Source organism: Mesorhizobium sp. WSM1343 (genome assembly GCF_055901535.1).
Genome location: NZ_CM148370.1, coordinates 2,403,751 through 2,417,538 on the forward strand (window position 1 = coordinate 2,403,751; position 13,788 = coordinate 2,417,538).

At 63.3% G+C, this 13,788-nt stretch carries 12 protein-coding genes; 7 read left to right on the forward strand and 5 right to left on the reverse strand.

Features of this window, described 5'->3' with window-relative positions; all coding sequences use genetic code 11:
• Positions 1-134: 134 nt before the first annotated feature.
• From rfaE1 to AC0NIL_RS11565, 3 genes are read left to right on the forward strand one after another with little or no spacing between them, the layout of a single operon-like run.
• Positions 135-1,628, forward strand: a complete 1,494-nt coding sequence (rfaE1, locus tag AC0NIL_RS11555; RefSeq protein ID WP_473573551.1) for a D-glycero-beta-D-manno-heptose-7-phosphate kinase — start codon at positions 135-137, stop codon at positions 1,626-1,628.
• Positions 1,629-1,635: 7 nt separating this feature from the next.
• Positions 1,636-2,208: a D-sedoheptulose-7-phosphate isomerase gene (locus tag AC0NIL_RS11560; RefSeq protein WP_024504153.1), complete on the forward strand. Its 573-nt coding sequence runs from the start codon at positions 1,636-1,638 to the stop codon at positions 2,206-2,208.
• Positions 2,201-2,860 (forward strand): HAD family hydrolase, encoded by a 660-nt coding sequence (locus AC0NIL_RS11565; protein WP_027162110.1) that lies wholly within the window; start codon positions 2,201-2,203, stop codon positions 2,858-2,860. The genes AC0NIL_RS11560 and AC0NIL_RS11565 overlap by 8 nt, the downstream gene beginning before the upstream one ends.
• Positions 2,861-2,864: 4 nt before the next feature.
• Here AC0NIL_RS11565 and AC0NIL_RS11570 read toward each other — a convergent pair whose 3' ends face one another.
• Both AC0NIL_RS11570 and AC0NIL_RS11575 read right to left on the reverse strand, forming a co-directional pair.
• The gene (locus tag AC0NIL_RS11570; protein WP_027162109.1) at positions 2,865-3,659 is read right to left on the reverse strand and encodes a glycosyltransferase family 2 protein; all 795 of its coding nucleotides are present in this window, start codon (positions 3,657-3,659) and stop codon (positions 2,865-2,867) included.
• A gap of 252 nt (positions 3,660-3,911) precedes the next feature.
• On the reverse strand, positions 3,912-4,391 hold the full coding sequence (locus tag AC0NIL_RS11575; RefSeq protein WP_023809735.1) for an Lrp/AsnC family transcriptional regulator: 480 nt from the start codon (positions 4,389-4,391) through the stop codon (positions 3,912-3,914).
• 249 nt (positions 4,392-4,640) lie between these two features.
• Here AC0NIL_RS11575 and trxB point away from each other — a divergent pair, with 249 nt between their 5' ends.
• Both trxB and AC0NIL_RS11585 read left to right on the forward strand, forming a co-directional pair.
• Positions 4,641-5,615 (forward strand): thioredoxin-disulfide reductase, encoded by a 975-nt coding sequence (gene trxB, locus AC0NIL_RS11580; RefSeq protein ID WP_013530078.1) that lies wholly within the window; start codon positions 4,641-4,643, stop codon positions 5,613-5,615.
• A gap of 79 nt (positions 5,616-5,694) precedes the next feature.
• Positions 5,695-6,591 carry a LysR family transcriptional regulator gene (locus AC0NIL_RS11585; RefSeq protein ID WP_013530079.1) on the forward strand — a complete coding sequence of 299 codons (897 nt, stop codon included), beginning with the start codon at positions 5,695-5,697 and terminating at the stop codon, positions 6,589-6,591.
• 66 nt (positions 6,592-6,657) lie between these two features.
• Here AC0NIL_RS11585 and AC0NIL_RS11590 read toward each other — a convergent pair whose 3' ends face one another.
• A complete protein-coding gene (locus AC0NIL_RS11590) occupies positions 6,658-7,155 on the reverse strand; it encodes a methyltransferase family protein (RefSeq protein WP_013530080.1) in 498 nt (165 codons plus the stop codon).
• 721 nt (positions 7,156-7,876) lie between these two features.
• Entirely contained in the window at positions 7,877-9,928 is a 2,052-nt protein-coding gene (locus tag AC0NIL_RS11595) for an elongation factor G (protein ID WP_013530081.1), read from the reverse strand.
• Between the two features lie 310 nt (positions 9,929-10,238).
• Here AC0NIL_RS11595 and AC0NIL_RS11600 point away from each other — a divergent pair, with 310 nt between their 5' ends.
• Together AC0NIL_RS11600 and AC0NIL_RS11605 are read left to right on the forward strand one after the other, a co-directional pair.
• Positions 10,239-10,634: a (R)-mandelonitrile lyase gene (locus AC0NIL_RS11600; protein ID WP_064994525.1), complete on the forward strand. Its 396-nt coding sequence runs from the start codon at positions 10,239-10,241 to the stop codon at positions 10,632-10,634.
• A gap of 178 nt (positions 10,635-10,812) precedes the next feature.
• On the forward strand, positions 10,813-12,330 hold the full coding sequence (locus AC0NIL_RS11605) for an MFS transporter (protein ID WP_275952456.1): 1,518 nt from the start codon (positions 10,813-10,815) through the stop codon (positions 12,328-12,330).
• Between the two features lie 59 nt (positions 12,331-12,389).
• Here AC0NIL_RS11605 and AC0NIL_RS11610 read toward each other — a convergent pair whose 3' ends face one another.
• Positions 12,390-13,592 (reverse strand): pyridoxal phosphate-dependent aminotransferase, encoded by a 1,203-nt coding sequence (locus AC0NIL_RS11610; protein ID WP_473573550.1) that lies wholly within the window; start codon positions 13,590-13,592, stop codon positions 12,390-12,392.
• Positions 13,593-13,788: the final 196 nt, after the last annotated feature.

Sequence of the window (13,788 nt, forward strand, 5' to 3'; positions counted from 1 at the left end):
CGGACAGTCGCGGGTCATGTCCTGACGTTGCGCTGCGTGGATTTGCGGTATATCGGCAGGCATGAACGATCCGGCCCGTAAATTGACAATTTCATCACGATTGAGATTTGCCTCACCCTCGCGTTGCCAGTGACATGATCAAGCACAATCCGCTTTCTCCAGAACCATTGCACCGCGCCATTGCGCGGTTCGGCCAAGCCACCGTGCTGGTGGTCGGCGACTTCATCCTCGATCGTTTCGTCAACGGCGTCATCGAGCGGATCTCGCCGGAAGCGCCGATCCCGGTGCTGCATGGGCGCGGCGAGACCTCGACCATGGGGGGCGCCGGCAATGTCGTGGCCAACATCGTTTCGCTCGGCGCTGCCGCTGTCCCCGTTTCCGTAATCGGCGCCGATCTGGCGGGCGACAGTCTGGTGCGGATGCTGCGGGAACTTGGCGCCGATACGGCGGGCCTCGCGCAGGAGCCTGGTCGCATGACATCGTCCAAAAGCCGCTTCAGCGCGCTCAACCAGCAGGTGCTGCGTTTCGATGAAGAGGAGATCAAGCCGCTCGGCGCCGCGGAGCGAGCCGGCCTGATCCGGCATTTCCGCGCCGCGCTGGCGCACGCCGACATCGTCATCCTGTCCGATTACGGCAAGGGCATCCTGCTCGACGGCGTCGCCGGCGACTTGATCGCCATCTGCCGCGAGGCTGGAAAGCCGGTGCTGGTCGACCCGAAGGGCCGCGATTACGCGCGCTATGCCGGGGCGACCGCCATCACCCCCAACCGCAAGGAACTCGGCGAGGCCGTCGGCCATGCGGTGTTCGCCGATGACGAGATCGTGGCTGCCGCGCGCCAGCTGATTTCGGCACATGGTTTCGATTTCGTCGTTGCGACGCGCAGCGAAAAGGGCATGAGCGTGGTCGGCCCCGACGAGGCGCGCCACATCGCCACTCAGGCGCGCGAAGTGTTCGACGTTTCGGGCGCCGGCGATACGGTGATCGCGAGCTTCGCGCTGGCGCTGGCCGTAGGCGCCGATACGGTCATGGCCGCTTCGATCGCCAATGCCGCTGGTGGCGTCGTTGTGGGAAAACGCGGCACAGCGCGGCTGACGGTCGAGGAACTCACCGGTGCGCTGTTCCGTTCACATGGGCCGACCGCCCACAAGGACGCCATCCTCGACGCCACATCGGCCGCCCGCATGGTGGCGGCGTGGAAGGAAGAGGGCCTGAGCGTCGGCTTCACCAATGGTTGCTTCGACATCCTGCATGCCGGCCATGTCAGCTTGCTGCACGCGGCGCGAAGCCAGTGCGACCGGCTGGTGCTCGGCCTCAACAGCGATGCCTCGGTGCGGCGCCTGAAGGGCGCCGGCCGGCCGGTCAACAACCAGCACGACCGCGCCTGCGTGCTGGCAGCACTCGCCTCGGTCGACGCGGTCGTGGTGTTTGAGGAAGATACGCCGCTGGCGCTGATCGAAGCGCTGCTGCCCGACATACTGGTCAAGGGCGCCGATTACACGGTCGATACCGTGGTCGGCGCCGATGTGGTGCAGAAGGCCGGCGGACGCGTCGTGCTGGTCGATCTCGTCGCTGGAAAGAGCACCACCAACACCATTGGCAAATTGCGCGCCGGCGGCACCACAAACTGAGGGTTTCATGTCCGACTTGAACGATTACCTTGTCCGCTCGGCGGCTGCCATATCAGCCATGGTCGAACGGGACCTGACCGGTGAGATGGAGCGGGCAGCGAGCGCGGTGGTGACGGCGCTTTCGTCGGGGAAGGCCTTGCTCATCGCCGGCAATGGCGGCTCGGCCAGCGACGCCATCCACATTGCCGGCGAACTGGTCGGCCGCTTTCTCAAGGAGCGCAAGGCCTACAATGTCATCGCGCTGCCGGCCAATGCAGCGGTGCTGACCGCCTGGGGCAACGACTATGGCTTCGACACGGTGTTTTCGCGCCAGGTCGAGGCGCATGGCGCGGCCGGCGGCGTGCTTCTGGCAATCTCGACCAGCGGCAATTCGCCGAGCATCCTCGCCGCCGCCGAACAGGCACGGAGGATGGACATGACGGTGATCGGCATGACCGGCGATACCGGCGGCAAGCTGAAACCTCTGTCCGATATCCTGCTCAACGTTCCGTCGACCTCGACGCCGATCATCCAGCAGGGGCATCTGTGCCTTTATCATCATCTGTGCGAGGTGGTCGAAGCGCGCCTCAGCAATGGCTGATCCCACGACCTCTGGCCGCTATCCGCTGGCTGAGCCGGGCCTGTGGGTCGAGCAGGTCGGCTCAAAGGTGTTCGCCGCCGGCTCGCCGGCGCTGTTCCTCGATCGCGACGGCACCATCAATATCGATACGGGCTATCCGGATGATCCTGCCGAAATGGTGCTGCGCGCGGATATAGCCGCGGTGATAGCCGCCGCCAACGGGGCCGGCATTCCCGTCATCGTCGTCACCAACCAGTCCGGCATCGCGCGCGGCTATTTCGGCTGGAGCGATTTCGCCGCCGTCAATGGCCGCGTGCTCGAACTGCTACGCGCCGACAATGCGTTCGTCGACATGGTCCTTGCCTGCGCCTATCACGAGGCGGGCTCCGGCCCGCTCGCGGCCGCAGATCATCCGATGCGCAAGCCCAATCCGGGCATGCTGCTGGAGGCGGCCAGGCGCCTCGGGCTCGATCTGCGGCGTTCGCTGATCGTCGGCGACAAGGAGGCCGACATGGAGGCGGGACAACGCGCCGGCCTCTCGCAGGGCTGGCTGGTAGACGGGCAAGCGGCTGTCCGACGGGGCTTCACAATTCGGCCTTGGTGCGACCGCGCGGACTTCGACGGCCTGCTCGCCGCAATAGCTGCACTTGGGGCCGCCTCGGGCGCGCCCTAACGGTTTATACCCGATCGTTGTCCCGCCAGGCTTCATAGAGCTTGGCCTCGGTGGCGAACGAATACACCATCACCAGCATCGAATAGACGAACCCGTGCCGGCCGCACAGGAAGTAGCGCTTGGCCAGGTAAAACTTCAGGAAGTTGCCAAGCGGCGACAGCACCAGTCTTATCAGGCCAGGCTTCTTGGCTCGTTCGACCAGCGTGGCGACCTTGAGGCTGGAGTAGGTGTTGGCTCTCGCCAGATCCTCGGCAATAGTCATTTCGCGGCGATGCAGCAGCACGCCATTTTCTATGGTGCCGGTTTCGCCCGGCACCTCGAACGACTCATGGACCCGCAGATTGAGGTCCATGGTCGCCTTGTCGCGCCGGAAAAGACGCAGCAGCCTGTTGTGAAGCACCCAGCGGTGCGCATAACCATAACCCTTCAGCTTGTCGCGGCGCCTGATGTACCATCCGTCGAAAGCATCGTTCCCAAGCTGCGTCACACTCGTGATCGACTGCCTGAGAACGTCATCGATGGCCTCGTCGGCTTCAATCGAAAGGCACCACGGTTGGGTGGCCTGATCGAGCGCGAATTGCCGCTGACGAGGAAAGCCCGGCCAATCATTGTGAAACAGCCTTATCGGGTAGCCCTTGGCGATGAACGCATTGACGACGTCCAGAGTGCTGTCCGTCGAGCCTGAATCGACGACGATGATCTCGGCGCAGAAGTCGACGCTCTCCAGGCATTCGCCGATCATGTCGGCCTCGTTCATACAGATGACCAGCGCCGAAACCGGGCTAGAAAATCGAGTCATCGTCCCACCCCACGGCACACTGTTCTCGGAATTGGGCTGCCCTGCGCCACCTGTATTATGCAATCCCGAAAGCGCTATGCGCTTTTCCCAGGAAAACCGTTACACACTTTTTCTGGAATTGCTCTAGGAAACCAGCAAGGCGGCTACGGCAGGACATCCGGCTTCACAGAAGTGCCTATCGAACGCCAAAGCGGCGCTGATATGGCGAGGCGTTCAAGCCGCATCGGCGAAAGCCGGTTGCGGTTCACCGGCTCAAGGCTGTGCGAACGAGACCAAGCCTTCGTCCTTGACCCGGCGGATGGTGAGCGCTGTGCGCACCGTGTCGACATTCGGGGTCGAGGTCAGTTCCTCGATGACGAAGGTCTGGAAGGCGCCGAGGTCGCTCGCCACGCAATGCAGGAGGAAATCGGATTCGCCCGACACCATCCAGGCGTCGCGTACGATCGGCCAGCCGCGGGTGCGCTCGGCAAAGATGCGCAGCTCGGCATCGGCTTGATGATGCAGGCCGACCAGGCAGAAGGCAACGACATCAAGGCCGAGCGCTGGTGCGTTGAGCAGAGCGCGGTAGCCACGGATGATGCCGGCTTCCTCCAGGCGCTTGACGCGGCGCAGGCATGGCGGTGCCGAAATGCCGACGCGGTTCGACAGTTCGACATTGGTCATGCGGCCGTCGCCCTGCAATTCGCGCAGGATCTTCCAGTCGATGGCGTCGAGGTCGGCCTTGAGCGGCATGGGGGCTCTCGATCCTGAGGGGCAATACGCAAGAATCTTGCGTGATTTTGTAATTAAACGACTTCGCTGTCCATTCCATCCTTCGCCCGGAATATTTCGCGGGATCCGCAGGCGACAGGGTGTGACAAAGCTTTCCGGGGACGAACTCCAACTTGCCTTGCTGGCGTCGTGGGCAACACTTACATTACGCGCGACAATGATCGAGTTTTCCATGCCGCAATTGCCGGCAGCCCTCCGCAGAGGCTTTAGATGACCACCAAGCACGCGCCCGTTCTCATCATCGGTTCCGGCCCGGCCGGCTATACGGCGGCGGTCTACGCCGCCCGCGCCATGCTGAAGCCGATGCTGGTCGCCGGCCTGCAGCAGGGCGGGCAGTTGATGATCACCACCGATGTCGAGAACTATCCCGGCTTCGCCGACCCGATCCAGGGTCCGTGGCTGATGGAGCAGATGCTGAAACAGGCCGAGCATGTCGGCACCGACATCATCAACGACATCATCACCGAGGTCGACCTCAACGTGCGACCGTTCCGTGCCAAGGGCGATTCCGGCACCACCTACACCGCCGACGCGCTGATCATCGCGACCGGCGCGCAAGCGAAATGGCTGGGCATCCCGACCGAGCAGGACTTTATGGGTTTTGGAGTCTCGGCCTGCGCCACCTGTGACGGCTTCTTCTACCGGGGTAAGGATGTCGCGGTGATCGGCGGCGGCAATTCGGCGGTGGAAGAGGCGCTCTATCTGTCCAATCTCGCCAAGAGCGTGACGGTCATCCACAGGCGCAGCGATTTTCGCGCCGAACGTATCCTGCGCGAGCGGCTTCTGAAGAAGGACAATGTCCGCGTCATCTGGGACACGATCGTCGACGAGATCACCGGTCGGCCCGGCAAGACGCCGCTGCCGCCCTCGGTCGAAGGGCTGAAGCTCAAGCATGCGGTGACCGGCGAGGTGTCGCACCTCAAGATCGACGGCGTGTTCGTGGCCATCGGCCATGCGCCGGCGGTTGAACTGTTCGCCGGCAAGCTCAAGCAGAAGCCGAACGGCTATCTGTGGACGGCGCCGGATTCGACCCGCACCGATGTGCCGGGCGTGTTCGCGGCCGGCGATGTGACCGACGATATCTACCGCCAGGCGGTGACGGCAGCGGGGCTTGGCTGCATGGCCGCACTCGAGGCGGAGAAGTATCTGGCCGGCATCGAAGTGCATCGCGAAGCGGCCGAGTAGAGAGTTCAGAGAGCGGCTTAGAAACGCCGTGTAAAAGCCTGATTTTTCATTCAGACGCCAAAACAGAACGAGGGGAATCATGGCGTTGGACTGGGACAAGCTACGCGTGTTTCACGCTGCGGCGGAGGCGGGGTCGTTTACCCATGCGGCCGAGACATTGCATCTGTCACAATCGGCGATCTCGCGGCAGGTCAGCGCGCTCGAGCATGATGTCGGCGTGCCGCTGTTCAACCGCCACGCCCGCGGGCTGGTGTTGACCGAGCAGGGTGAGATGCTGTTTCGCACGGCGCATGACGTGCTGATGAAGCTGGAGACCATCAAGTCCCGGCTGACCGAGACCAAGGATCGCCCGTCGGGCGTGCTGCGGGTAACGACGACGGTGGGGCTGGGCGCCGGCTGGCTAACCGAGCGGGTGCAGGAATTCATCGAACTCTATCCTGAAATCAGCCTGCAGTTGATCCTCGCCAACGAGGAGCTCGATCTCACCATGCGCCAGGCCGATTGCGCCATTCGGCTGCGCCAGCCGCAGCAGCCGGACCTGATCCAGCGCCGCCTGTTCACCGTGCATTTCCACCTCTACGCGGCCCCATCCTATGTCGCCAAGCATGGCAGGCCGTCTTCCGTCGCCGAGCTGAAGGCCCATCGCATCGTCACCTTCGGCGTGCCGGTGCCGTCGCATCTGTCGGAGCTGAACTGGCTGGAAACGGTCGGTGATTTCGAAGGCGGGCAAAGGGTGCCGACGCTGCAGATCAACGACATATTGTCGATCAAGCGGGCGGTGCAGGGCGGTGCCGGTATCGCCATGCTGCCCGACTATGTGATCAGCAAGGACTCCGACCTCGTGCAGCTGCTGCCGGAGACCGAGGTGCCGTCTTTCGACACCTATTTTGCCTATCCGGACGCGATGAAGAACCAGGCCAAGCTGCACGTGTTCCGGGACTTTATCATCGCCAAGGCGAGAAGCTGGTCATTCTAAGGACATGTCGATTGCCTGGCCCGACCTGAGCCTCAACATGCCCTGAGACGGCGCTGCCGGTTTCACCTACCCCCGCCAGGGCGACAGTCGAGGCAACCAGCCCGGTACGTTGCGGCGGTAGGCGTCGTATTCGGCGCCGTACCGGTGAGCCAAAGTCGGCTCCTCGTAGAACCGCACGAAAGAGCCCATGGCGATCGCGCCGATGACCGCATAAGCGGCCAGCGTCCAGCTCGAGAACAGCAATGCCTGGCCGAGGATGATCGACAGCACGGCGACATACATCGGGTTGCGGACATGACGGTAGATGCCGCCGATCACCAGCCTCTCGGTTGGCGCGACCGGAGCGGGCGTGCCGAGGCCCTCAAGCGCGAATCGACCGAAGGCATGCAGCAGTGCTGCGATCGCGACGGCGATCAGAAGCCCGCCGGCAGGGACAAAGCCCGGCAGACCAGACCACGGCAAGCCCCAGCGATCGGTCAACAGCCAGGGCACCAGCCCGGCAACCACGCAGGGCGCCGCGATGAAGAAGGCCGCACTGCCGGCGATCGCCGAAAACGTCCGCATTGGCTGCTTCCTCCCCGATTGCCTTAGAAATGCACGCCTGCTGCCTGCTTCCACATCATTGCCCGGTTTTGGCATTTTGAGCCGAAAGCCAGCCGAGATCGGCGATTCTGTAGTTGCAATTGCCCGATTCGGCGGCCCATTTCGACGATTCTGCTGGTCCTATTGGCTTCTGGAATGGGTTAGACCACAGCCTGCGTCTTTTTGCATGCATGTGTTGCAAAATAGATGCTTGTTTCTTGGGCATGATGAGCACATATATAGATCATCTCCTGGGCGCGTTCTCCTCCCATTAGCGCCCTCGAGTGTTCCCCTCTGGAGGTTAGCCTTAACAGGCACTCCAATCAAACTCAGCCGGATCTTCATTGATCCGGCTTTTTTGTTGCCTGTGCTCTGCTGGGCCGGCAAAAAATTCCATCACAATTGCCACGTAACGGTGACATGTAACCTCTGGTAACATAGCCCGGGCGCCCGCGACCTGCTATGTGGATCATAGGACGCGGTGTGGTTCGGACGGGAGATGGGGGCATCACTCGTACGGCCCGGGCTCAGGCGGCTACCGCGTCCGAACCGTTTTTCCGCCGAACTCGGCGGCACCAAATGCGGCGGACCTGCCGTTTTACCTCCCAAGGAAACGGTCCGCGAACAAAACGACGTCCGGTCCCCGCCGGACGTCGTTTTCTTTTGTCCCCCTCGAATCAGGTTCGAGAGGAACGCTACGCCATCAGGCAGCCTTGCCGTTGGTGTTCATCGCCTCGTCGGCCAGACGGCCGGTGAGTTCGGCCATGTGGTCGAAGACGGCACGGTAGCTGGCGACGCCCGCGGTCGCCGAGCGCAACTCGATGATCAGGTCGCCGATCTCGGCTTGCGGCATGGTTGCCTCGACGACATCCCATCCTGGCCAGCCAGGCCGCGCGTCGTAGCCGAGTATCTGGCCGCGCCGTTGCGGGATGAGAGCGATGATCTTCGAGGTGGCGTCGGAGGGTGTGACGATCTCGACCTTCATCACAGGCTCCAGGAGCACCGGCAAGCACGCGGCCATGCCTTCCTTCATTGCCAGCCTGGCCGCCATTTGGAAGGCCATGTCGGAGGAATCGACCGCATGGTAGGAGCCGTCCGACAGGTTGACTGCGACATCCACGACCGGAAAGCCCAGCGGCCCGGATTTCAGATAGTCGCGCACCCCGGTCTCGACCGACTGGATGTAGGTCTTGGGCACGACGCCGCCGGTGATGGTGTCGGTGAACTGGAAGCCGGAGCCGCGCGGCAGCGGCTTGATCTCGATCACCACGTCACCGAACTGGCCATGTCCGCCGGACTGTTTCTTGTGACGGCCGCGCTGTTGCGCCGATTTGCGGATCGTCTCGCGATAGGGCACCGCCGGCGGATGGCCTTCGACCGGTATCTGGTTCTTGCCTTCCAGCCGCTCGCGCACCACGCGCAGATGCATCTCGCCATGGCCCGACAGCACGGTTTCAGCCGAGTCCTGGTTGTGGCGCAGGCTGAGCGAGGGGTCCTCCTCGGCCAGCCGCTGGATGGCAGCCGACATCTTCACTTCGTCCTTGCGCTCCTTGGGACGGAGCGCGAAGGCGAAGACCGGCTGCGGCGGCTCGAACTGGACGAGCGGCTTGATGCCGCCCTTGGCCGAACTCAGCGTCTGGCCGGTCTTGACCTCGTCCAGCTTGCCCAGCGCGACCGTATCGCCGGCCTTTGCGATGGAGAGCTTGGACTGGTCCTTGCCGAGCATCCGGTAGATGCCGGAAACCTTGGCCGTGTCGCCGCCGGGCAGCCAGAGTTCGGAACCGTCGACGACCTGGCCGGAGAGGATGCGCGACACCGACAGCTTGCCGCCATGCGAGGTGTGGATAGTCTTCATCACCTGGACCAGGGTAGCCGCGCCGTCGGGTGCACCGAGCCGCTTGCGGGTCGCCTCGATGTCAGGCGCGTCGTGGCGGATCGCCTTCAGGAGACGCAGCACGCCGTTGCCTTTCTCGGCGGTGCCGATCAGCACCGGGGTCACCGCGCCGTCGCGCAGGTCGGCGGCGAGATCGTCGAAGATCGCGTCCTTTGGCGGTTCGATCTCCTCGAGCAGCTGTTCCATCAACTGGTCATCATGGTCGGCCAGCGTCTCCAGCATCGAGAAACGCGCTTCGAGCTCGCGCGCCTTCTCGTCGCCGGGAATCTGCGCCACCTCGCTTTCGGCATATTCGCGATAGATGTAGGCGCGCTCCAGCGCCAGGTCGATCGAACCAATGACGACGCCGTCCTTGCGCAGCGGAATCTGGCGCAGCAGCAATGGCACGGCACTGGCCGGCTGCAGCATCTTCAGCGTGTCGCGCACGCCGGTGATTGCCTTGTCGACCTTGTTGAGAAACAGGATACGCGGCACGCCAAGATCGTCGAGCTTGCGCATGATCAGTTGCAGGGCAGGGATCTTCTTTTCATCGGCCTCGGCCACGACCACTGCGAGGTCGCAGGCGGCCAGCACCGGTTCGGCTTCGAAAGAGAATTCGATGGAGCCGGGACAGTCGACGAAGGTGATCTGCTCGCCCATGAATTCGGTGGTGGCGATCGTCGCCTCGACGCTCATGGCGTGGGCGCGCGCCTCGGGCGAATGATCCGAAACGGTGTTGCCTGATGAAACGGGATTTTGTCGGGGAATTGAGCCCGTACGGGCCAATATGGCTTCGAGAAGTGTCGTCTTACCGCTTGCGAAGGGACCGACTATGGCAATGCATTTCGGTCCCGTGCGTCGTCCTCCGGCGCGAGTACCCATGACTGACCTCCACTCAGGCGTTTCCCGTAGGACCGACTGGCATGCATGGTTCAGGCGTGGTCAATCGGTCCTGAGCGGCGGCCGGCCTGTTCGACCGTCGCGGGCGGGGTTCTTTTCAAGTCCACCTGCCCAAAGCCATCGTCCCACTTGTTTGCCGGCAGGGCAAGGAAAATAGAAATCCTTTGCTCGGCCGTGGACCCGTGCTGGCCATATAGGGGGCTGGCAGCCGGAAGCTGTTGCACGTCGGCCGATATCGGCGGAAACTGAAGCAGGCGACCCGTCGCCCGCTGTTTTGAAGGACCATCGACCCATGAAGATCATTGCCTGCGGCAGCGTGCCGACCGTCATCGCGCCGGAAAAATACTTCACCGGCCGGGTGCTGCAGACGCCGATCATCGAGAAAGAGGCGCCGGCGCGGCTGCGAGCCACGCTGGTCAGCTTCGAGCCGGGCGCGCGCACCCACTGGCATACGCATCCGCTTGGCCAGACGCTCTACGTGACGGTGGGCGCCGGGCTTGCCCAGACGTGGGGCGGCCCGGTCCAGCAGATCAGGGCGGGCGACGTCATCTCGTTCGCGCCTGGCGAAAAACACTGGCATGGCGCGGCGCCGAAATCGGCGATGACGCATATCGCCATGCAGGAGGCGCTCGACGGCGTCCATGCCGACTGGCTGGAAGCGGTGACATCGGAACAATATGACGGCTGAATGCTCAGTCCGCAGGAACCCGGCTTCTATTCAGCCGCGATATTATTAGAAGAGGGCGACTCGCGGCGAGTCTCGTACCATGGCGCAGGCCATACTCAATCGCCGGATCGACAGCGCCATGTCGCCCGTTCAACTGACCGTCGGTCAGTAATTTGCGAAACTCACGTCCGGACTAGCCATGTCAAAGCACCGTTTGCCCCTGGTCGCCGCTGTCTATCTTGGTTCGTTCGTGGCTCTGCTCGACGTCAGCATCGTCAATGTCGCGCTGCCGACCATCCAGCAGGCGTTGCAAACCGATTTCGGCGGCCTGCAATGGGTGGTCGACGCCTACACGCTGTGCCTGTCGGCCTTCATGCTGTCGTCCGGCCTGATCGGCGACCGCTATGGCCGCAAGCGCTCATGGCTGGCCGGCGTCGGCATCTTCGTGGCCGGCTCGCTGATCTGCGCCGTCGCGCCCAATTTGTCGGTGCTGCTGGCTGGCCGGGTCGTACAGGGCATCGCCGGCTCGCTGCTCATTCCAGGCGCGCTGTCGATCCTGACGCAAGCCTTTCCCGATGCGCGCCAGCGCGCCGGCGTCATTGGCGGCTGGGCGTCGTTCGCCGCCATCTCTCTGCTCGTTGGTCCCGTCCTCGGTGGCATCCTGGTCGAGACCGTCGGCTGGCAAAGCATCTTCCTGATCAACCTGCCGCTTGGTCTGATCACGATCGCGCTCGGTGCTGCTTCGATCAACGAGACGGCGCATCCCGAACATGCCCATCTCGATCTCGTCGGCCTGGCTCTCAGCATCCTGTGGCTGGGGGCGCTGACCTTTGGCCTGATCTCGGCCGGCGAGAATGGTTGGGGCGAGCCAAGGACGGTCACGGCGCTCATCGCAGGGGTCGTCGGCCTGGCTGCTTTCCTCGGCTTCGAGGCGCGCACGGCACGGCCGATGCTGCCGCTTGGCCTGTTCCGTGACGTCCGCTTTGCCGTCGCCAATGTCGCTTCGTTCGCGCTCGGCTTCACCTCCTATTCCAGCGTCTTCTTCTTCTCGATGTTCCTGCAGCAGGTGCAGGGCTGGTCGCCGACGCAGACCGGCCTGCGCATGGCGCCGGCCTTCATCGTCCAGATCGTGGTGTCGCCGTGGATCGGCAGGCTGAGCGCGCGCTATGGTCACTCCGCGCTGATGACCATCGGCTATGTTGCTATCGGCCTGTCCATGCTCGGCATGTGCTGGGCCGGTCCTTCGACGTCCTACGCGACGCTGTGCCTTCTGTTCGCCATCGGCGGCCTCGGCAATGCGCTTGCAATCCCGACCGGCAGCGCTGCCGCCATGTCCTATGCGCCGCGCGAACGCTCGGGCATGGTGTCGGCGGTCATCAATGCCACCCGCCAGAGCGGTCTTGCCATCGGCATCGCCTTGCTCGGCGCCTTGATGAGCATGCGGGCAACCAACCTTTTGACCGGGTATCTCGGCGATGCCGGTGTCGCCAACGCGGAAGCGGTCGCCCGTGCTGCAATTTCGCGGCATGATTTCGCAACCGATGCGGCGATGGGCGAAAGCGGCGTGCATGAACTCTATGCTGCCGCCTATGCCGGCGGCTTCCATGCCGCCATGCTGACGGCAGCGATCGGCGCGTTCCTCACCGCCGCACTGCTGGTTGCCGTGCTGGCGCCGGCCGAGGCGCGCTCGGCCAAAGAGACCAAGCACGAGGCGTGAGGCTGACGGCCCATTGAAAACCGGCAGTGAAGCCGGGTTCTGCGTTCAAAGCGCGCCGCTCAGGTCAGCGAAGCCGTAAAGCGCTGGATGCGCGTGCAGGCTTCCTCCAGAAGCGTCTCCGAGGTGGCGTAGGAGATGCGGAAGTTGGGGCCGAGGCCGAAGGCCGAGCCGAACACCACCGCGACGCCCTCGGCTTCGAGCAATTCCGAGCAGAAGGTTTCGTCGGTGTCGATCGGCTTGCCGGCCTTGGTCTTCTTGCCGATCAACTGGGCGCAGGAGGGATAGACATAGAAGGCCCCTTCCGGCGACGGACAGGTGATGCCGCGCGCCTGGTTGAGCATCGAGATGACGAGGTCGCGACGGCCTTGAAAGATCGCCTTGTTTTTGGCGATGAAATCCTGCGGGCCATTCAGCGCCTCGACGGATGCCCATTGCGCGATGGTGCAGGCGCCCGATGTCTGCTGACCCTGGATCATGTCCATCGCCTTGATCAGTTGGACCGGGCCCGCCGCATAACCGATGCGCCAGCCGGTCATTGCATAGGCTTTCGACACGCCGTTCATGGTCAGCGTGCGCTCGTAGAGCTTAGGCTCGACCTCGGCGATGGTCCTGAAGACGAAATCGCCATAGGTCAGGTGCTCGTACATGTCGTCGGTCAGCGTCCAGACATGCGGATGCTTCAACAGCACGTCGGCCAGCGCGCGCAGTTCGGCCTCGGTATAGGCGGCACCCGACGGGTTCGACGGCGAGTTCATCAGCAGCCATTTGGTCTTCGGCGTGATCGCCTTTTTCAGCACGGAAGCGGTCAGTTTGAAGCCGTTGTCGATCGAGGTGTCGGCAAACACGGAGGTGCCGCCGCAGATCGCCACCATCTCGGGGTAGCTGACCCAGTAGGGGCGAGGAATGATGACCTCGTCGCCGGGGTTCAGCGTCGCCATGAAGGCGTTGAACAGGATCTGCTTGCCGCCCGTACCGACGATGGTCTGCTCGGGCTTGTAGTCGAGATTGTTCTCGCGCTTAAACTTTTTTGCGATCGCCTCGCGCAGCGGCACGATGCCCGAAACCGGCGGATACTTGGTTTCGCCGCGGCGGATCGCCTCGATTGCCGCATTCTTGATGTTGTCGGGCGTGTCGAAATCCGGTTCGCCGGCGCCGAGGCCAATAATGTCACGGCCGGCATTTTTCAGCTCGCGCGCTTTCTGCGTGACCGCGATGGTGGCGGAAGGCTTCACGCGCGAAAGGGTGTCGGCAAGAAAGGCCATGAGCTTGACGTCTCCATGGAAGATCGGCGCGGCCAGGAGCGACCGCGGCGCTTCTCATGTCGCATGATTTCGCGCAACGCAAGCATTGTCGGCTGATCCAGGTCTCAAGGAGCTGTGATCGGACCAGTGGTCGGCAACAATAAATTCATTAACGAGCGGTAGAGGCTTGAGTGGCAGGATCGCAGACCAATTGCGG